The following is a 19,956-nucleotide window of genomic DNA, read 5'->3' on the forward strand; positions in this document are numbered from 1 at the left end:
CGATACTCCCAGCGACATTACTCACAGCGGTTCTGAATTCTAGTTACAACATTCCTCTTAAGGCGGGGGTGTTCCGGCCCTTCGGGCCGGGGCGGCGTCGGTTTAGCAGGGGTCAGGTAAGTATCAAGTGCCGGATTCTGGCCAGAACGGGGCCCGGCGCTTGCGACGGGAGGTACTTTTGATTTTGTTCTGAGCGCGCGGCCGTGAGGCCGCTGCATGCGAAGGCATTTTACGTTATCCACAGAGTGGCTGAAGACAAAGATTTACTCTGGAATGAAATGAACAGAGAGATAAAAACGGTGTAGTAAGACTGTTTTGCGGAATGTCTTTTATTCATTTCCGGGTTACTTCACTTATTCGTTTGCGGATTTTTGTGTAAAAAAAAGAGACAGTGGCCACTGCGGGCCATCACGACATGCAGAACGTCATGGTGAACTGAAAGAGAAAGGAGTGAAGGGTGAAATATGAGCAGAATGGCCGAGAAAAACCAGCACGAAAAGCCCCGGTGAGGGGCCTGTAAACAGCAAGACTGTTATGTCGTTTGTGACTAGTCCGGTGGAGAAAGCGCCAGATCCAGCTGGTAAAGATGCTGGATGGCCAGCGCCTTCAGGCGCTCTGATGTGCACCAGTACGCTTCGTCAGGCGGCAGGGTGCGGTAAATCCATTCAGACATTGCATGGAGTCGTTCATCTGCCGGCAGCTTAATCAGGTTGTTGGCACGTTTACGCTCCGCGCCTTTTTTGCGGCGGTAAACGAGTGCCTCCCTGCGCTTACGGCCGGACCAGCATTTCCGCGCAGAGTGGGGCTGAACATCATCATGTTCGCTCATCACCCCTTCCCGGATCAGCTGCTCACGCTCGGCGCTCTGGCGGAGCTTCTTCTCCTGCTCTTTAAACAGCTTGTCCATATCGACGCCCAGCATCTGGAATCCAACGGCGGTGATATAAACATACGTTGGCAGCCAGGAGCGGGATTCACGATCCCAGGTGCGTTCTTCCGCAAGGCCCAGAACGCCAAACCGTACCTGTTCCTCAATAAGCCGTGAAAGGCGTGACACCGTCACCTCCGTTTCAGGAATGACATTGCCTTTTGCGTCCTTTGCACTGAGCTCTTTTGCAAGACGGGTGATACACATGCCAACGGTATGCTTGCCGGCATCACAGAAGCTGATGAGCACTGGCCAGAGCGCATCGAGCAGGCGCTGACGTTCCGGACGGAAGCCATATTTACGTCCCGCTTTACGGCGGCCGGCGACATAGAGAGGGTGACGAGAAACATGCATGCGCAGGCTGACCTGCCCGGTTTCTTTGTCTTTTTTCACCAGGCGATTGTAGGCATGACCGAGCTGTCCGGAGAGCTTTTTATAATGCTCCGGGCGATACCAGGCCGGGTTCTCACATTTGGCTTTTGTGGAATGCTCACCGCGTTTGCGGCGGGTCAGTTTTTTGACCGGCGCAATGAGGAAATTACCCTGAGTGCCGGCATCGACATCCTGCCAGAAACGGGTTAGCTCATCTTTGGGTAGATCTGACCAGTGAACAGAAATCTGATTATCATTCACGGCGGCCTGTTCTTATGGCGGCCGGGTGTTGTTTTCTATGGTGCATGCGTTATAATCCTTCACAGGCAACGCGCCTGCTTTTGGACCCCCTGATATCTGACTCTTCCGCCAAGTTGATGACAGATTTCGGGGGGTTTGTGCATTCAGGCTCCGGATAATCCCGTCACCTGCTCCTGAACGTTATTACTGGACACGTCCTGCCCTGTTTGTTTCCGGAAGTCCGCATTTCTCCCGTAAACGCTTTTTGCCACCCACCCACCTGCCTCACCACAAAGCAGTCAAACCATCAGTTTGAGTTAGGTCACAAAAGTATTCTGAATCAACAATCTGTCCCACCACAAGACGATCGCAGACGATCCGAATACTACCTTCTCGCTGGCAATATTTCCAGATGTCAGGCCAGATTAGCGTTCATTGTTTGCGTGCTAATTGTTCTGAAGGGACTTTTAACCGGCAGCGCTCGCCGCAGCATCAGGCCGGAAGGCCTGATCGAGGAAGCACAGGGGAACGAAAAGGGAAAATGGCATTTACGCGCGGAACATGAAGAACAGTCTCTGGCGGGAGACGTTCGCCGGACGGAGGACTATTGACCCTGCGAGGCCTTCCTTATAGCGGCCTGTAGTCTGTCAGCGGTAACGGCTTCCGGGAAAACCGTGATGGTTTCCGGTGTGGCGCCAGTGACGGGCATCACGATGATCCCCGGCGTTCCGGTGAGCCCCAGCACCTCCGCCAGATTGCTGTTTTTCTCCAGGGACGCTGTATGCTCGCCCGGAGCCGGCGTTGCCAGTCCTGCTTTTAACGCAGCCCCGTGAATATCATCTGCCGTCAGTTTGCCTTCATTATGGCCGGTGGCGTAGATCGCATTGTGATAGGTGACATAGGCCTGAGGCCCTTTCTTTTGCCAGACCGTCAGCCCCTGATGCGCGGCCTGAAGTGAAGCTTCCCAGCGACCACCAAAAATTGGCCACTCCTTAAAGAGGTAGCGGACGTCCGGATGCGCTTTCATGACCTTTTCCAGTTCCGGCGCGAAGCGGCTACAGAACACGCACTGGTAATCAAAGAATTCAATCACCGCGACCTCTGCATTTGCAGGTCCGACAGCCGGTGTGTCCGGGTCATGAAGAAGGCTCGCCTGATTCTCCATCACGCTGAGTGCAAACATCTTCTGCTTACGCGCCTGCTGCTGTTCCTGTAGGTTTTTACTGACCGTCACCAGTATCTCCGGGTGGGACACCAGATAGTCTGCTGCGATTTCCCCGATACGGGCCTCTTGTTCCGGGCTGAATACCGGCTGCGGGGCCGAAGCGTGTGTTGTTGAAATAAAGCCGATGTATGTTGTAACTATAAATGCTGCTAATTTGTTTGCTTTCATTGCCTGATTCTCATGGTTTAAAAGGGGATTAGCGTTCTTTCTGAATGGTACGGGTTAGGGTCTGTTCTTCACGCTCCGGCATGCGGCCGCGTTCAGCATTTTCTGCCGCCCTGAGCATGTCGCGTTCAGCGTTTGCCAGATCTGCAATCACCCGCGATGCCCGCGACAGTTCACCGGATGTCCTGTCAGCACCTTCCAGCTCATTTCTGACTTCTGCTGCGGCTTTCATTTCCTGTCCACCGGTGTTTTCCTCACCTCTCACCCTGACGATCACATCAGCATCCGGGTTGAATGGTTCCGGTTTACGCGGGTTAATATCTTCCGGTTTCAGTCTGATCACCTCTTCCTGTGGAATTTCCGTCAGCAACGACTCTGGCTGCCTGTTCCGTCCGGCGTCTTCATTGCGAACCTGATCTGCCAGCATCTGCTCGCGCAGCTGCTGTACGTTCTGCTCGTCCGTCTGCGTGGAGACAATACCCGGTGACACATCCTGTTTTGTCCCGCCGCTCACCTTAAGCAGCCATGCTGAAGGCGGCTCATCGCCGGTCTGCCAGACCACGCCGTCCTTCGGGTGATGTCGTACAGCATCGAGTGCGGCAGTCAGGTCACTGGCCACAATCGTGTTTCCGGACTGACTCCGCTGCAGCACGGCACCACGTGCACGCTCTGTCATAACCATCCGGGTCTCCCCCTGCGTCATCCGGCCTTCCGGGCTGGCGACCAGGGAAACCAGGGCCAGGCCCGCACTCCGGCCATTGTTGTCATACACCGGCAGCGCCAGAGCCGGTTCGGGAAAGCGCCGGGTGGCCGGGATAATTTTTGCCGTCAGTGACGCGTCCTGCATGCCCTGATGGCGCACCCAGGCGCGGCCAATGGCCGTTTTATTCACCGGCTGCCCCATTGCCCAGATGGCTTTCGCCTGTTTCCGCTGCGTTTCGGGTGCCAGCGCATCGTGCGCCGTTTTGATATCCCGCTCCGGCGTTTTTACCGCCTTAACCCAGTCCGCTTTCCCGTCGGTATAAATCTGGACGTGCTCCTTCACGCGCGAGGCCGTGATGTAGAAGGCACGACGGGAGGCAAGCGCCTTACGCCCGCCTTCCGTGCCCTCAAGCGCAATGACATAATCGGTACTGGCCCCCTGAGCACCGTAACCGGTGACGGCCCAGCCGTAGTCGATATGCTGCTGCGCCCGGACGTTCTCCGGATTGATGGTGACGCGACCGTTCTCCCCCTTCAGACGAATATTCCCCTTCTCGCTGACCGACTCCACCGTATAGCGCTGGTTGGCCATCTGCCCCTGTTCGCGATCGGTCGCCGTGAACTTAAGCAGATCGCCTGTGCGGACTTCCATCTCGCTGCGGCGAAACAGCTGCACGTCGCCGGTGATCAGCTCCTTCGGGGAATACAGACCAATCTTCCCCTCCTCATCACGTACCGTCACCGTTCTGCCGTTACGGTCAACGGCCAGTACATCCTGGTAGCGATCGCCGCGTTTAACCACCATTCCCGGCTGCCAGGCCTCGGTTTTATTGAACTCATGGCGGGTGTGGGTGATTTTATCGAGCACGGGCACCGTAATGGCTTTCTCTCCCAGTTCACCCCGCGCAGCCAGCGCGGCATGAATACCGGCATTTATCGCCTTACGGTCGGCGTTCAGCTGCGCAATGATTAGCGTGCGGGACCGTGCCTCCGGTGTGCGGTCCGTCCAGTCGGCCACGATGTCGGTAACGGGCGTCTCCGTTTCCTGAATGGCACTCACGGGGAGCGTGGCCGAAGCGCCACGCGCCACACGGTCTGCCGGCTGAGTTTCAATCCGCTGAAGGGCCGCATCGATCCGGTTATCAATGATGTCGTGAACGGCACCGCGCAGCTGCATGTCCTTCTGGCGGACGATTTGCTTCATGATGGCCACATCCATCGGGCTGCGCTCCTGCATCAGCTTAAAGGGTGCGCCCACGTCGACCGCTTCAAACTGATCGATATCCCCCATCGAGACAGCGCGACCGCCGCCGCTGGCAATGGCCTGGAACAGTGCCGCCGTATCCTGGTTGCCTGCCATTGAGGACTCATCGATAAGAAACACCTGCCCTTTATAGTCAGGCTTCCCGCCTGCGGCCGTGGCCTGATCATGCTCAACGATAAAGGATTTGATGGTCTGCGCCCGGACACCGACGTCGCTCATCTCTTTCACCGCCTGGTGGGTTGGAGCAAGCCCCGTCATAACCGGACGAACGTCCGCCGGTATGGTCTCCAGTGCAGATATCACCGCCTTCAGCTGCGTGGTTTTCCCCACGCCGGCATAGCCCTGAATCCCGATAAACTGATCCGTGGTGCCCAGCACCAGGGTGGTCGCCTTTTTCTGCCCCTCAGTCAGGCCATTCAGCACGGCCTCGGGTACCTGTTCCAGCAATGGCTGCTGCGTACCTTTCCCTTCCTCCACCACGCGCAGAATGGCTTTTTCCATCTCCCAGGTCGCCCGGGAAACCAGCACCGGCTCTCCGCCTGCTGACACGCAGAGCAACTCGCCGTTTTTGACCATCGCCCCGATTTCATTCCCGATGGCCTCAAGGTCGGGATGATATTTCTGCGCTTCTGTCGCAAGCTTAAGTTCGCTGAACACCACGGTGCGCTGGTCATTGATGGCACGCCAGACGGCCAGCCCGGCGTCCGTCCGGACGCTGTCATGCAGTGAATCAACCGCCTGACTGACGTCATCATGGCCACTCAGGTTTCTGACCAGCTGCACGGGAGAGACACTGGTCTTCATACGCTGCATCCGGGCTTCAGCCCGGTCCTGCACTTCAGCGGTGAACACTTCCGCCCGGTGGCCACTCTGTGCCAGCGAGTTCATGGTCCGGGATGAGATGTCGCGGCTGTTCAGTGCGGCCAGCACCACACCGGTATCGTTATCCCGGCCGCCCGGCGCGGTCACGTAAGCATGTGACAGATAGAGCGGCTGGTCTTTTGGCAGCGTCAGGGTGTCTTCCCCCCGTTTAACCTCAATCCCCTTTTCACTTATCCCGGTCACCTCAAGACGGTCTTTTGCCTTCAGGCTGTGCTCACGATCCCCCGCCACGGCCAGCAGTTTTTCGCCGGTGGCCACGCTGAGGGTTTCACGGCTGAAGAGACGCCAGTCAGCGCTGATATCCCCGATTTTCATCCGTGTCAGCACGCCGTCACCGTCGATTAGCGAGAGAACCCGCGTGTCCTCATGCACCCGGTCAATCACATACGATTTACGGTCTTTTGCGTCCGTGCGATCTTCAAGCACCATGCCGGGACGGTATGAACCCGGCATGCGGCGTGTTTTGCTGTCAAGCCAGACCGGCTGCCGGGCCTCTATCTCCACACCGTCGCGCCCCAGCTGTCCTGCGTTCTGCAACGCCTCACGCACCAGACCCGTCAGCTGCGCCTGTTCACGCCTGCCGACCACGACGGCGGTGACGTTTTCATGGCCGCCGCTCAGCTCGGCAAACCGGCTGGCCAGCGCTTCGTAACGGTCGCGTTTGTCCGGAATACTGACCACTTCGGCCTCAAGCCCCGGAGACGGCTCCGTGCGGCGGGAGCGGGCCACACCGGCGGACTCCAGCACGGACATGGCGTTACCGTTCGCCTGACGCCCGGCGCTGTCGAGAAAGACCAGCTGCGCATCCTGCGCGCGCGCTTCGCCCAGCAGAACCAGCGTCTCCTTTAGCCCAAGGCGCTCCGCCCCTTCGATAATCAGCGTGCTCTGGGGTTTCAGGTGAAAATCACCGCTCAGAACATGCTGCCGGCTGATGATCCGTTCCCGCAAATCGTCGGATTTTGCCAGCGAAATGGCGCGTTCGGCAGAGCTGGCCAGCACCTGCACGTCACGACCGTTCGCGCCGGCAATACCGGCCAGCTGCGCGGTCAGGTCACGGATGCCCGCCACGCCTGACGGGGCATTCATCAGAACCAGGGCGTCTTTCTCCACGACCTCCAGCGCCGCCGGTGCGTACTGCGCCGGGCGGGTGAAACTGACGACCTTTGTGGATTTGAGATGCTCCTGACTCAGCGCCTGGATCGAGAGTTCATCCAGGAGGTGAATACGGGAGGTGAAGACCCCTTTCTCACTGTCCAGCGGCACAATCATGCCGTCCTTCAGCGCCGCATCGATGGCCACACGGATATCCTGAATCTCCGGCAGCCGTTCGCTCAGCTCCGCCGTGGTCAGCATTAGTTCACCAAACGTAAAACGTGTTTTACTGTCGCTTAACTGCGAGATGGCCAGCCGGACTGCCTCAGCCAGTTCCGGGCGGGCCATTTCCATGTCCGGCTGCGCTGCGGGAAAGCTCCTGGCCACCGGCGTTTTTCCGGGTCCGGCCTGTGCCGGCTGACTCACTGCGTCAGCCGGCTGTGCTACAGGCTGACGGGACAGACTCTCCCGTTCTGCGGTCTGAGCAGGTGTGTCGGGACGTTTTTCTGCCCTCAACGACGCCTGCGGGGTAACCTGTTCAGGCCCGGCAGGAACCGGCGTCGCCTGAAGACCTCGCTCCGGCTGAGGCGGTGTGTCACGAAGACCTGCATCACGCGGAACGACGCTCTCCTGATATGCTTTCAGGTCAAATCCCTTCTCCTTCATTTGTCCCAGCCAGCGCTCCATCAGGCGCATACGCGAAGGGTCAACTTTCGCCCTGCGGGTGTCTTTCGCGGCCACATCCCGGCTGCGCAGCGTGGCTTCAGCCCCCACGGCCCCCTGAATTTCCCGGCCCCGGGAGGAATATTCGTCCCTGACGTCTTCCGGAACGCCCTTGATCTCCCACATGCCATGTTTACCGACTTCTTCTACCTCATGACCGAGCGCTTCAACCCGTTCACGCAGGGCACTGCGGTAAATTTTACCGAGCGTGACCTGGTGCTTCATGACGGTCTCGATAAACCCGGCATTATGAATGTAATCAGTGGCCAGGGCTTTCCATTTGCCCGCATACTCCGTCATGTTGGCGATGAGCAGGTGGGTGTGCAGCTGCGGATCAAGGTTGCGGGATGTGTCATGCGTATAGGCGGCGGCCACCATCCTGCCGGTGTGCACGATGGACGTGACGCCGTCTTTCGTGTCGCGCGCAGAAATAAGCTTCTCCACATAGCCGGCTGCCACACGGACGGCATGGTTGTGCGCTTCCACCATTTCTTTATCGTTGCCGATCAGGGCCAATATCGAGACACTTTTGGGGGCAGAAAAGGTCAGGTCATGGCCGGGACGGTGAATGTGCTTACCGTTAACCTCCTTGCCAAGCCGTGAGCCGTCCGGCAGACGGCCCTCAAGCACGGCCGTCAGGTCATCGCCACGGACATTGCCCTCAAGGCCCAGCGCTTTTGCACCTTCTCCCATCCACAGACTCTGAAGACTGCCCAGAAAATAGTAGTTATCGGAATTACTGTAGTAGCCTGCTGCCTCGCCGGCTGACGCTACGGGTGCGACTGACATCATATATCATGCTCTCTGTCGTAATAATGCTGATCGTTTTCGTCGTAACCCGGGTCGTCCGCGTCACGGTGAAGTAAAATGTTCTCTTCTTCCTGCGCCAGCTGCCGGTTCGCCCGGTACGCTTCTTCCGTTTTTACCGGCGCGACCGGCTTACCCGCTGTCGTCACACTCAGGCCGCCGTCAGGCAGTTCTGTTACCTTCATTTCGAGATTCATGGACTCACCACCACCGTTATCTTCCGTCTGCTGCTCGCTTTCCGAAGCGGCCGGTCGCTGGCGTGCCCTGTGCAGCATGCTCAGGGGCGAGGCAACGGGCTGTTCTGGTAAGTTGTGACGATTGCGCAGAGCTTTGATGGCCTCGGGTACTGCTGGAGCTGAGCCGGTGGCAGACTCATGAGCGACCACCTGTGTGGAGGGGTGTGGCCTTTCGGATACGTCATCTGTTTTCTGCACCGGCGCGGAAGGTCGGATCGAAACGACGTTATCTTTTTTCTCTTCAGTGACGGGGGGTTTCACCGTGCTGTGCTTTTCAGGGGCTGGTTCAGTATCCGGCACCTTAGACTGGGTGGGGACGGGAGCCACGGCCGGCCGTACAGCAGGTACAACCAACCCGGTACTGACAGGGGACTTTCCTTCCACCGGCTTGTCCTGACGCGGTACAGCGATTTGCGTCGCAGCCGTGGTGCCGGCAGACGCTACTGATGCGGCGGCGCCAGTCACAAATATGGACTCCCTCCCCTTCTCCAGCGCTTCATCACCGCTCGGGAATGTAAGTCCTGCGGCAGCAGCAGCGCGTTCGTTCTCCTGAATGATTTTTTCCAGCTCCGGGCTGAGCGCATCACGAATGTTGCGTTCTATCAGGCCTGCATGGCGTTTTTTCATGGCGCGGTACTTCAGCTTCAGGCGAACAACCGGGTATTCACCCGGGAGACGCACGTAGAAGTTGAGGTTTGGCAGACGCATGATTTGCTCGTAGTCGACGATGGGATTATTGACCTCATCCTTGCCGAGGGACACACCGTCACGCACCTGGTCCAGACCGTAGCTGTTCTGCTCGCGGATTTTTCGCTTACGCTGGTTGCCCAGCTCTTCTTCCACCACCTTGGCCATCTCAGCACTCGGTGAACGACCGTACATGCGGGTGTTCATCAGGTCGAAGATGCTTTTGGCCAGCTCACGGCCGTAGACGTGAACCAGCTGCGCCATGTTCTGCATGCCCAGCACAAAACATCCCCCGAACTTACGCGCTTCAGCCAGTGTTTCGGCCAGCTCCGGGATTCGCTGAAGGCTCGGGGCTTCGTCGATAATGAACCACACCCGGCGATCACTGTTCTCACCCATGCTCTGGAGCATCAGCGTGGCCAGCGATACCCACAAGGAGATTAACGGCCTCACGCTCTTACGATGACGGGCCTGAGTGGAGATAAACAACCAGCTGTTGTCATAGCGCGCCTGCGTCATCCAATCGCGGATAGTAAAAGGGGGCCGGGTTCCGTCATCCAGTCCCTGTAGATAGCGAAGGGCTTTGGCGTAGTTAGTCACTACCGAGCGAATGGAAATGGCTGTTTTCTCGATCTTCTCTTCAACCAGGTTGGCTGAGGGCGTGTTGGCCAGATAGGTACGCAGATTTTTCATGCTGAGTGAGAGAAGTGTTTTGAGAAACTTCTCAATGCTGCGTTCCGGGTCTACAGACATACGTATGGCCAGGTCAGCGTAGATAGTGCGCGAGCTGGATACCCAGAATGGGTCTGAATCCCCTTCGACCGGGATAAGGCTGGCGGCCAGGTTGTCATAGTCGACTGCATCAACACACTCTCCCCACATCTGCCAGTTGGCACAGCGTTCATCGTGAGCGTTTAGAATGAAATCGGTGTCGGGGTTGTAATGGGTTTCGGTAAAGGTACAGCCGGAGTCGTAAATAATGGCTCTGTCACCGCGCTTACGGATGTGATCCAGAAGCCAGCGTATCAGCGTCGACTTCCCCACCCCGATGGTGCCATGCATCAGGAAGTTCAGCACTTCTGCCATCCTGACCATATGCAGATCACCCACCCGAAGGTCGGACAGTTCACCGTTTTTACGCAGCAGTTTATTGACTTCTACCGGCTTGTCCGTCAGCTCCATGCCGGAAATGTATTCATCTTCGCTTTCTTTCCGCCCGATATCCGCGATAAACCAGGTCACCGCCAGGAACACCACCAGGCTGAAGATGCCACTGGCACCGGCCGCCCATTGCAATTCACGCAGACACTGATCGCCCATTGCCTGCATGTACGGGTCGGTATAAATCTGTGGTAACGTCATTTTCAGCACCATTGCCGTCGCGGTCGGAGCATACCAGTAGTGAACGTCGTATATCTTTGGCGTCCCCGTTGCCGGCATTAGATCGATAAAACTGCTGTTGATACTGGCGAACCACCACAGGGAGCCGTTATCCAGGGCTTCCTGGGGAATTCGCCAGAGAAAGATGGCGGTAGTCAGCACGGCGAACAGGATGAAGATCCAGAATCCTATCCAGTTGTTCACCTGAATGAACATGCGCCAGCGGTAGGCGGTCATCTGCCCGCCCTGGGTAAGGTTTTTTCCTGCGAAGCTCATAGAGTGTTGTCCGGCCGTTATCGCATCACCTGTCTGGTGATGTGTGTTATCAGGGAAGAAAAGTTAAAAAGGGGTGATGAAAAAATGTGGTATCGCGTGGGGTAAATCGTCGGGTTATTACATCTGACTCAGTTCATACCTGGCCTGCTGACATCCGTCCTCCCAGTCCTGGTTATTAATGTATGCAGCCACAGAACGGACTGACGAGGCCACATCCTTATAAACCGCTGAATGCCACTCCCGGGGTTCCAGATCATAAAGGGTAAATTCATAGCCAGCCCAGAAAGCAACAATGGTCATACCCTGCCCCTCAGGAAGTGAACCAAATACATTCATCCAGGCCCTTGCTGCCATCAGCTCGCTTTCCAGATGGATAAGCGACCAGAATTCAGCTGAGTAATCTGCACGTTCATTTATCTGATGCATCATGATGGACGAACTCCTTTGAAATTAAGGACGCAACGCTCGCCGCAGACAGGGCTGTGCCTGGCGCAGCCATGCGAGGAAGCGTCATTTCAGGGGGCTAACAGAAAGCACCGACGCACTCTGCTCGAAGTGAACTCGGTCTGGTGTCAGTTAGAAAGGAGAGGTACTAATTACCGCACTGAGGTGTGGGATATCTTTTCAGTGCGGTTTGAATGATAACGAGCTGTTAGCTCACTATTGTTGCAGGCGACTCAACCACCAACCGTAAACCCTTTCACCTTCATGCAACTGCGCCATGCTGACCCGGGTTTATCATTATCAAGTGAGGTAGACTCAACATAAGGGAAACCTTTAAGCTGATGTGTTTCCTGTGAGGAATCACCTACTCGCACAATAGTGGCTTCGTCTTTAAGGATTGAAGTTAATTTTGTCGTACCAGTTTTATTTTTGGAAGTGACAATTACTTGATCAGAACACTGACGTGCTGCTGCCATTTCTGGTTCTTCCTGGGATGATTGAGAAGAACAGCCCACGAGAGCAGCCATAATCAATGTCAAACATACAATTCCAACTTTTTTCATATCTATTCCTAACCTTAGGTGTAAGAGCGTTTTTTCAGCTCAATAATTACATGATGCCAGCGATGGATTTCGCCAGCTGTGCTTCCAGGACAGGTTTCGCCTCTTCGAACTTGAGGTTTACCTTGTTGGCATTAGATACCACACGGGTCTGGTATTTGGCGCGGTTGCCCTGCTCTGAGCTGGTCTGAACCTTCACGCCTGAAGTACCCTGTTTCAGGGCAGAAATGTTGTCGGTAGTAACGGTCGCTTTGCTACGCTCGGAGATTTGCAGGTCGGTTACCATCGTATAGTTGACGTCTTCAACCATTGCATCGGCAGCCATACCAATCAGTCCCGTGGCCAGCCCTACACCCAGTGTCGCACCTGCTGAACTGGAGTTGTACGCGGTGATGCCTGCTCCCAGAGCTGCGCCCATGGCTGCTCCTTCATAACCTGTTTTGAGGAAGCCCTGAGCATCACGCAAATCCATTTTTTCGGCTTTCAGCACGTTTGCCTGAATCCAGTAGTAGGCGGTGTCCGGAGAGCTGGAGACGCGGTAGCCTTTCGCGGCCAGTTCATTTGTAATTTGTGCCTGTAGCCCAGACATGTCCTTGTCGGAAGTATTACGGATCTGCAAATAAACAGTCTTCTCGGATGATGGCTCCAGCCAGATGGTCTCACTCATCTGAGTTTTGACATCTAGATTACGCTTCTTCACCGCGGTGGACATGGCACCACAACCTGACAGTGCAAGAGTAGAAGCGATCAGACCTACAACGGCTAATTGTTTTAATTTCATGAATTCTTCCTGTGCATAGAAAAACGTCCCCGTTAGCGTGATATAGCTAACAGAGACGTTATCGGCTGATTTGAAAGGTAATTTAGTTTAAAAAGATGATTTAGCTTTGATTACTACAATAATTAAGGGGGCCATTGCCCCCTTACTTTCAGTATCCCCGGTTAGGGTCATACGTATTTGAAGGTTCGTTGAAGTTTGTTCCCCAACTGTTTCCGTGTATATCCAGGCCAGAGATGCCACCAACCATTGGCATTCCTGACGCAGGGTTCACAGGTATTCCGTTGCTAAACGAATCGTTGAAGGAAGTATTCAAAGGAATATTGGTTATGCCACCATCCTGGATACCTATTTGACTGCCTGAAAAACTGATAATTTTGTTGTCAGTAGTGCTTATGAGCTGAGCTTCATTATCTGTCAACACATGAGCTCTCCCATTCCGGATAACATATACCCGGCCATCATCTTCATCCTTAAGAAGGGTATTATCCTTGTAAGTAATAGGCCGTAAGACTACCCCTACAAAGATGAAAGCTATCAGCGAGTGAACAGCTATGCCTGCTATTAAAGCACTTTCGGTATCATTTCCTACAAATTCCACCAAGAAAGTTAGTAAGACTGCAAGCAGCGTGTTAAACAGGAGAGTCGCTTTTAGATTCATCCCTCTTTTGCTGCTTCGTAACGACCAAAAGCAGAAAATATAGATGGCGCTGGGGATTACTGATAAGAGCATGCTCTTAGCCATAAATGGCACGTCAAAAAGTAATTGCAGGCTTAAAGAATAAGCTGCATAAATGCCGATTGGAATGAAACAACAATAAGCACTTACCTTTTTGGTCATTTTATCCTCCAGTTTTCTTCCTTAATTCTGCCACTCTCTGTTGCAGCTCATCTGGTTGGAGATCATTAAACGGATTGAGTTTACTTGATTGATCCAGTTCAGCTTCAGCACGACCAAGCTTGAATCGCCCTTGACCGATTAAGTTTTCTCCTTTCAGGATATCACTGGATGCCTGAACAGTGGATTGTTTTTTATCAATTACCCCAGCAGATTCTTTGATTTTATGCTCATTTTCAGATCTTTGTTCCGCTACACGTCGCTGGATATCATTTTGTGGACCAAAACCCTGACCTGACTGTTCATGCAGTTTTGCCTGGTTTTCTTTGAAAGACGCCTGCATAGCATTACCCTGAACCCGCTGCTCCTCAACATTCATGGTTGCAGGGCTATGGCTCATTTCGTTCCTGTGGCCTGCTGCTCCCCCTTGTTCCCGTAAGGTCCCGGATTGGCGTAATTCCTGCTGCATCCCAGCGCTGGAGTCAGAGCGTTGCCTTTCAGTCGAATGTCTTCCGGTATCATGATCACTGGATTTAATGGAGAGGCTATCCTGTTCGCTTCTGTGAGTGCCTGACTGGATTTGGGAGCTTTGTTCCTGTCTGCCGTAGCCAGAATGTACTTCGTTATGGCTGATTTCCCGTTGACCGGCTAAGTTCTCACTGTCTGTTTGATTTTGCGCTAACAATGATGACTCATGGCTACCCGAAACAGAACCGCCTGTTCTCACAGACACGCTCCCCCCCCCAGATGAAACCTGTCCACCGTAAGTGCCCGCATATTCCGTCACCTGAGACGCTCCGTCTGTATGGTGGTTCCCCGTGTCGTTCGAATTATAAGAGCCACTCTCGACAGGGCTGTAACGTATACCTCCATCATTACTTGCCGGGCCTGATCCGTGCTGACTGCCGAGGGCTGGCTGAACCACGTGCTCACCACTGAATGCTGCATGCTCCTGACCGCTGGTAAGATCTGAACGGCCCTGCTGATAATCCCCCATGATTTCAGGTTTGAGACGCTCATTAACGAACTCCATCGCTGCTTCGCGCGCCGATGGCGCACTTGTCAGCATGGACTGAGCCTTATCACCGTATTTATTAGCCGCCCAGTCCACAAACTCCTGCGTATAGTTTGTATCGAGGCTTGCACTCTGGTTCTGCGCAACAGTGGCCATCCTGCTGAACTCGCTACTCTGCGTCGAACTGGTGGTGTACTGATGGTACTGGCTCTCAGCATCATTAAGCGTTGCGGCCAGCTGCTGAACATTGCTGCTTGCAGCATTCTCGGAATGATTCGCGCCATCAGTGATTCGGCTACTTTTGACCATATCCATGCCCTGGCGGAAGTCATTAACGGCCTGGCTGTTCTGATCATGTCGCATATCTTGCGAATGGGAATCTGAATTCTGAATTCCTCTTGAACTGCCCGTCGAATGCCGCAAATCGCCAGAAACACTTCCTTCAGCACCAAACTTAACAACGCCCAGATTAAGTCCCCCTCCGGCTGTCCCTTTAATACCTGCTGATACAGACCCCTGATTACTGATATCCATCAAATTGTTATAGGCTTCCTGCGTCGAGATATTGTTAGCTTTCGCATAGCTTTCAGCAGCCGACATCATCATGCTGGCGCCGCGCGTCGCATTAGTGGCATGGCTGTTTTCACTGCCTCTGATCAGGCTGTCACTGGTACCGGTCTGGTTAGACAGCTGGGAGAGCTGTGACCAGCCACTGGTGACGCTGTGGTTGTAGCCATCGAGCGCCGTCTGCGCCTGAACCTGCGACTGACGGGCTGACTCCTGGAAACCACTGCTTGCCAGCTGGCTGAGCTTCATGTTCACCGGCAGATTCGACATTGCACCGGAACCGTCGATAACCGTGTGGCCACCGGCCGTCTGGGTCTGGGTTGAACCATTATCCGCCTGCCTCGTCTGCTGCCCCTGGCGCTGCACCAGGTTCGTGTCCATCTTGTTCTGGCTGACATTGTCCATCGACATGTTGTTAAACGACCAGTTTCCGTCCGCAGTGGTCGCTGCCACACCGGCAGAGGTGAATGCACCTGAACTGAGTATGCTGCCGGTAACCTGAGAGCCAATTGCCGCCGCCCCTCTGGTCAGATAGAACGAGAGCACCGGAATGGATAGTGCCAGGTAGCCTGCCAGATTCGCCACATCAGAATGTTGCAGCGCAACAATATCCTTGTTGGCCAGAACCAGGGGCGTGCCTCCGGTCTGGCTCTGTAGCCAGTAGTTTGAGGCATAGTTCAGAATCGCGAACATCACCGGCCACATCTGGAAGTAAATAAAACCGCAGACATAAATCTTCAGCGTGTTAAGACCGAAGAGGGTATGGTTCGATGCGGCCAGCGCAATCATAAGCGGGAACAGGCACACCAGAATCAGCATCAGCAGGGACTGCGCAAACGGCAGTGTACGGGTGGCCAGTTCGTTACCTGCTGCCCAGCTCAGGCGTTGTTTCGTTGCCGCGTTCTCTGTGGCCAGGTTCAGCAGGTTGGCGGTATCGGATGAGCGCGCCGCAAACCCTTTTATCCCCTGCCGGACTGCGCTGTTGGTAATGTTATTCTTCATGATCTGCGCGGCTGTCATGCCACCGGAGTAGAAGTAACCGTAACTCTCCCCCATCGCGTTAGACAGTAAGGCTGCACCGTTCAGTTTGTTGCCAAAGACTTTACGCGTCAGCCAGGTGAACGTTGCACTACCCGGGTTCACATCGGTATTCGCCAGGGATTTAATCTCTGTTGCGGCCTGCTGACAGGTCAGGAACTGGCGAGTGGTCGAGGTCATTTTAAAAATGCCACGCAGCGGACTGGGATTACTGGTTATCAGCGTGAGCGGATCGGTGGAGTTCAGTAACTGGTTAATCGTATATTTCCCGTTCAGCAGAATATCGCCGATCACACAGTTTTCCACATAGTCCGGCAGCATCTGTGCCAGCTCCGGATTCTGCGTGGAGAAGTCGCTGGTTTCCGCCACAATCTGCGAACCGAACAGCATCCCGGTTTTGCTGTAGGTCACCGAGTCGGGTCTGGCCATCAGCATGTCGTACACTGACGCCATCTTGTACCCGATACTGGTCGTCAGCGACGCGATGGCTGCCAGCCCGACCGGTACATTATCCGTTTTCCACACTGCTGCCGGATCGGAAAGGTCAATGATTTGTACGGAACGTTTCGGTACCAGCAGGATGGATGTGATGACCATAAAGATGGCCAGCCACTGAACGAAAACCATCGGGTTGCGTTGTTTAATGAAAGTAAACAACACGGCCAGCACCCCGAAGGTGCCGGCAATGCGCAGTAAAGTGTGGAAAGTATTCTGACCGACAAGGGTGACAACGGCGTCCAGCGCCGTTTTCCACATCCCCCCGCCATAGATAGTGTATATCTCAAGCATCAGCGATCACCCCAGTGATAGTTGCTCTGATAAGAACCTGAAACGATGGTGGACACCTGCTGTTGCAGGTACTGCATGTTGCGGTCGATACCGTCCAGCGCATTCTGGTCTGCCGCTGACTGTAATTTCATGTCGGCCAGCAGTCCCTGAGCGTGAATGACGTTGTCACGCAGTTTGGCGGCGGCTTCTTCGGGGAAGTTCTTGCCGGCCAGTGACAGGCTTGCCTGCTTCACAAGCTCCTGGAGGTACTGGATCATCAGGTCCTGGGCAATAAAGTCGGAAACCTGAAGCAGATACGTCGCGCTCATGCCCATACTCTGGGCGTTGGTCAGGTATTTCAGTACCGGTACGGACGTGGTGTTCACGAAGCCTTTTTCCTGATCGGTCAGCGGTTTGTCATCGACAAGTTTGTTCTGCATGGAAATCATCAGATTTTTGACCAGTGTGACCAGAGCGCTGGACTCAGTAATCGTCAGGTTAGTGACGACAGGCCCAAGACAGAGTGTTGCCTCATCGCACCCATAGACCTTCGCCGTTCCCCCCCGCATCAGAACTTTGATCAGATCGCGGTTATCGACCAGTGGTGTCAGGATTGTCACGCCTCCGGTTTTATTGAAGATGATGGAGCCGACGGTACTCATTACCAGCTCCTTCAGCGCGCGATCATTAGCGAGCAGCCCGTTCTTACTGAGCGTGTCCCAGATAAGGTTTTTGTTTTTCAGCACCTGGTCTTTTTCTGCATCCCCTGCCCTGGCCGTGACCTTATCCCCCTGACCTCCGACAGTGCAGCCCTGACGGGATGCAGCCCAGTCGGCAAACATATTGGTTTCACCGGCAATGTCCTGACAGATTTTCTGCTGCGACACCTGCGTCACCGGCCACAATCCGCCGATAATGCCCTGCGCAGCCTGACATGAACTCATGTTCATGGAGTTAACATCACTGGCCAGCTTCTGAAGAAAGTCTTTTGCCTGTTTCAGCTCCGGGACCATCGTCTGTAGAGCCAGATCGAAGGCATAGCCGGCGGCGTTGCTCATGATTTGCTTCACGAACCGCTGAATTTCCTCACCGCTGATCATGCTGAATGACCCCAGGTAGGCATCGATACCACCGCAGCCGGCGTTCAGGGACGGCAGCTGCATCGAGATCAGCTGGACGTTTTTGACGGGGTTTCGCAGGTAGACCGAGCCGCCGGAAAAATACCCGGCCGCCTGCCCCTGCCAGGCCTGCGCCTGGGAGACGTTGCCGCTGTAGCCCAGTTTTCCAAAGAAGCCGTTCAGGTCACCGTTGACATCGGCCTGAGCCGGCAGCGCAGCCAGGCCTGCGAAAAAGACCAGGCCAGCGGTTATAAGTGCCTTGATCATGCAATTTCCTCCCTGCGTTTCCGTACCAGGCTCTGACGGCATACGTAAAGCCCGGCGGCGATGGAAAAAAAACCGATACTCAGCGAGATGAGAAGAAGTACCGGAAAGTCCAGCAGGCAGGTCGTCAGCTCAGGGCGGTTCATGACGCTGACCACCCGACAGGCCAGCCCGCCATAGAATGCAGCGGACACGAGCAGCGTTACGCTGAATAACAGCCACACGCGTTCGGTACGCGAGAGCGCATACGAATTTGTAGTCATTTTGTAGTCCGGTTGTATTACTGAGGGGTGACCTGCGTACTTGCAAGCATGGGCGGCAGCGCTTTCGGATCGACGTTATCCATATCCGCCTGAATCAGGCTGGCCATACGGCTTTCAAGTGCGGGAATATCCATCACGCCCTGGGTCAGCGGATACGCTTTCAGGGTGTTGACGTTGACCACAAAAGCCGTCGGTGTCGCAATCGGCAGACCGTTTCCGAAGAAGGTCACAATCTCGTCTGCAATGGGCGATCTAAGATCGCTCTTGCGCGGTACCATCGGCGTCGGAAAGGAGACATCGCCGCCACCGTCCAGGGTGTACGGATAGACCTTAATTGCATGCTCATCAGCCCAGCCCTTCAGCAGCGGATCGAACTTTGCGCTGAATTCACAGTGAGCCTGCATAAAGAGCACCACGGCATAATCTTTCATGTTTGCCCTTCGTCCATCCGGCAATGCCATCAGGCTGGACGGTGCCGGAACAGGAGAAGCGGTGATGGCCGCAGCAGCAGAAGGTGGGGCGGACTTTGCTGCCTCAAGCGCCATCAGTTCTTCGCGTACCCCGGCATGTGTCAGCAGAGGCAGGGACAACAGCAGCAAAGTGAACCCGGTTTTAATGTTCACGGTCGACCTCCTTGTGCGTTTGCCCTCTCTCAAACCTGAACCAGCGGTAGCCGGCATACACCACCATGCCGGCGGCACCGGCCCACATACCATTGCACAGCCACAGCAGCCCCTGCTGTGTATGCTCCACGGACCAGGTCATCAGTTCGCTCAGTACGCGTGCCATCGTGCCCCAGAAAATCAGTCCTGCGAGAATAGCTGGTTTCATTCCTGTGTCTCCCTGTTCTTCCGTACCAGAACCGAATGTGTGTCTGGTGAAATACGCTTTTGGGCAGCAAGAGAGAGACGACGGGAAACAAACCACAATCCGGCACCAAACATTACCGCCATCCCCCAGAAGTTTCTCAACGTTGCATCCACAGAACGCGCCCATGAATCGCTGTCCACGTAGCCACGCTGACACAACACTTCAGGAGGGGCTTTCTCTAACGCAGGAGCGGGCTTTAACTTCTCTCCGGGCTCTGGCGGTGAAAAGCGACTGACCATCTCGTGTTCATTAACACACGCCATCACATTGCCGGCAGGTACGCCGTCAGTCAGGTCATGAAAGGTCGTCAGGAACTGACGGGACAGTGAGCCATCATACGCCGCTAACATCACCAGGACATACAGCACCAGGGCCGGGCCGAGGACAAGGGCGTACAGGGAAAACCGCCCTGCATCACGGATGAGGGTGAAAAGTATTTTTGTCATAAAAGACT

At 55.0% G+C, this 19,956-nt stretch carries 14 protein-coding genes; all 14 read right to left on the bottom strand.

Going from position 1 to position 19,956, the window contains the following annotated elements; genetic code table 11:
- Window positions 1–547 precede the first annotated feature (547 nt).
- The 14 genes from repA to BFV65_RS21910 all read right to left on the bottom strand — a co-directional run bounded on the left by repA (window position 548) and on the right by BFV65_RS21910 (window position 19,948).
- Window positions 548–1,561 (bottom strand): plasmid replication initiator RepA, encoded by a 1,014-nt coding sequence (gene repA, locus BFV65_RS21850; RefSeq protein WP_045328476.1) that lies wholly within the window; start codon window positions 1,559–1,561, stop codon window positions 548–550.
- 583 nt (window positions 1,562–2,144) lie between these two features.
- On the bottom strand, window positions 2,145–2,933 hold the full coding sequence (locus tag BFV65_RS21855) for a DsbA family protein (protein ID WP_047716262.1): 789 nt from the start codon (window positions 2,931–2,933) through the stop codon (window positions 2,145–2,147).
- Window positions 2,934–2,961: 28 nt separating this feature from the next.
- Window positions 2,962–8,385 carry a conjugative transfer relaxase/helicase TraI gene (gene traI, locus BFV65_RS21860; protein ID WP_069597126.1) on the bottom strand — a complete coding sequence of 1,808 codons (5,424 nt, stop codon included), beginning with the start codon at window positions 8,383–8,385 and terminating at the stop codon, window positions 2,962–2,964.
- Window positions 8,382–10,979 (bottom strand): type IV conjugative transfer system coupling protein TraD, encoded by a 2,598-nt coding sequence (gene traD / locus BFV65_RS21865; protein ID WP_047716258.1) that lies wholly within the window; start codon window positions 10,977–10,979, stop codon window positions 8,382–8,384. The genes traI and traD overlap by 4 nt, the downstream gene beginning before the upstream one ends.
- A 117-nt stretch (window positions 10,980–11,096) precedes the next feature.
- Window positions 11,097–11,408, bottom strand: coding sequence for a hypothetical protein (locus BFV65_RS21870; protein ID WP_045898064.1), 312 nt, complete (start codon window positions 11,406–11,408; stop codon window positions 11,097–11,099).
- A 248-nt stretch (window positions 11,409–11,656) separates the two neighbouring features.
- Entirely contained in the window at window positions 11,657–11,986 is a 330-nt protein-coding gene (locus tag BFV65_RS23255) for a hypothetical protein (protein WP_126530071.1), read from the bottom strand.
- 46 nt (window positions 11,987–12,032) lie between these two features.
- Complete coding sequence (gene traT / locus BFV65_RS21875) at window positions 12,033–12,764, bottom strand: conjugal transfer complement resistance protein TraT (protein ID WP_047716257.1); 732 nt, start codon at window positions 12,762–12,764, stop codon at window positions 12,033–12,035.
- A gap of 148 nt (window positions 12,765–12,912) precedes the next feature.
- Window positions 12,913–13,602, bottom strand: coding sequence for a M48 family metalloprotease (locus BFV65_RS21880; protein ID WP_047716256.1), 690 nt, complete (start codon window positions 13,600–13,602; stop codon window positions 12,913–12,915).
- 1 nt (window position 13,603) lies between these two features.
- Window positions 13,604–17,008: a conjugal transfer mating-pair stabilization protein TraG gene (traG, locus tag BFV65_RS21885; RefSeq protein ID WP_069597127.1), complete on the bottom strand. Its 3,405-nt coding sequence runs from the start codon at window positions 17,006–17,008 to the stop codon at window positions 13,604–13,606.
- A complete protein-coding gene (gene traH / locus BFV65_RS21890) occupies window positions 17,008–18,372 on the bottom strand; it encodes a conjugal transfer pilus assembly protein TraH (RefSeq protein ID WP_045898051.1) in 1,365 nt (454 codons plus the stop codon). Before traH ends, traG begins: the two co-directional genes overlap by 1 nt.
- Window positions 18,369–18,632 (bottom strand): hypothetical protein, encoded by a 264-nt coding sequence (locus tag BFV65_RS21895; protein WP_045898049.1) that lies wholly within the window; start codon window positions 18,630–18,632, stop codon window positions 18,369–18,371. The genes traH and BFV65_RS21895 overlap by 4 nt, the downstream gene beginning before the upstream one ends.
- 17 nt (window positions 18,633–18,649) lie before the next feature.
- Entirely contained in the window at window positions 18,650–19,255 is a 606-nt protein-coding gene (gene trbB, locus BFV65_RS21900; protein WP_047716253.1) for an F-type conjugal transfer protein TrbB, read from the bottom strand.
- Complete coding sequence (locus tag BFV65_RS21905) at window positions 19,245–19,463, bottom strand: hypothetical protein (RefSeq protein WP_047353139.1); 219 nt, start codon at window positions 19,461–19,463, stop codon at window positions 19,245–19,247. The genes trbB and BFV65_RS21905 overlap by 11 nt, the downstream gene beginning before the upstream one ends.
- Window positions 19,460–19,948 carry a hypothetical protein gene (locus BFV65_RS21910; RefSeq protein WP_047716252.1) on the bottom strand — a complete coding sequence of 163 codons (489 nt, stop codon included), beginning with the start codon at window positions 19,946–19,948 and terminating at the stop codon, window positions 19,460–19,462. Before BFV65_RS21910 ends, BFV65_RS21905 begins: the two co-directional genes overlap by 4 nt.
- Between the last annotated feature and the right edge of the window lie 8 nt (window positions 19,949–19,956).

This window comes from Enterobacter hormaechei subsp. hoffmannii (assembly GCF_001729745.1).
Taxonomy (GTDB): domain Bacteria; phylum Pseudomonadota; class Gammaproteobacteria; order Enterobacterales; family Enterobacteriaceae; genus Enterobacter; species Enterobacter intestinihominis.

Bases quoted from the DNA above. Each gene is read 5' to 3' on its own strand.
- BFV65_RS21855 (WP_047716262.1), bottom strand. From the start codon at position 2,933: ATGAAAGCAAACAAATTAGCAGCATTTATAGTTACAACATACATCGGC.
- traI (WP_069597126.1), bottom strand. From the start codon at position 8,385: ATGATGTCAGTCGCACCCGTAGCGTCAGCCGGCGAGGCAGCAGGCTAC.
- traD (WP_047716258.1), bottom strand. From the start codon at position 10,979: ATGAGCTTCGCAGGAAAAAACCTTACCCAGGGCGGGCAGATGACCGCC.
- BFV65_RS21870 (WP_045898064.1), bottom strand. From the start codon at position 11,408: ATGATGCATCAGATAAATGAACGTGCAGATTACTCAGCTGAATTCTGG.
- BFV65_RS23255 (WP_126530071.1), bottom strand. From the start codon at position 11,986: ATGAAAAAAGTTGGAATTGTATGTTTGACATTGATTATGGCTGCTCTC.
- traT (WP_047716257.1), bottom strand. From the start codon at position 12,764: ATGAAATTAAAACAATTAGCCGTTGTAGGTCTGATCGCTTCTACTCTT.
- BFV65_RS21880 (WP_047716256.1), bottom strand. From the start codon at position 13,602: ATGACCAAAAAGGTAAGTGCTTATTGTTGTTTCATTCCAATCGGCATT.
- traG (WP_069597127.1), bottom strand. From the start codon at position 17,008: ATGCTTGAGATATACACTATCTATGGCGGGGGGATGTGGAAAACGGCG.
- traH (WP_045898051.1), bottom strand. From the start codon at position 18,372: ATGATCAAGGCACTTATAACCGCTGGCCTGGTCTTTTTCGCAGGCCTG.
- BFV65_RS21895 (WP_045898049.1), bottom strand. From the start codon at position 18,632: ATGACTACAAATTCGTATGCGCTCTCGCGTACCGAACGCGTGTGGCTG.
- BFV65_RS21905 (WP_047353139.1), bottom strand. From the start codon at position 19,463: ATGAAACCAGCTATTCTCGCAGGACTGATTTTCTGGGGCACGATGGCA.
- BFV65_RS21910 (WP_047716252.1), bottom strand. From the start codon at position 19,948: ATGACAAAAATACTTTTCACCCTCATCCGTGATGCAGGGCGGTTTTCC.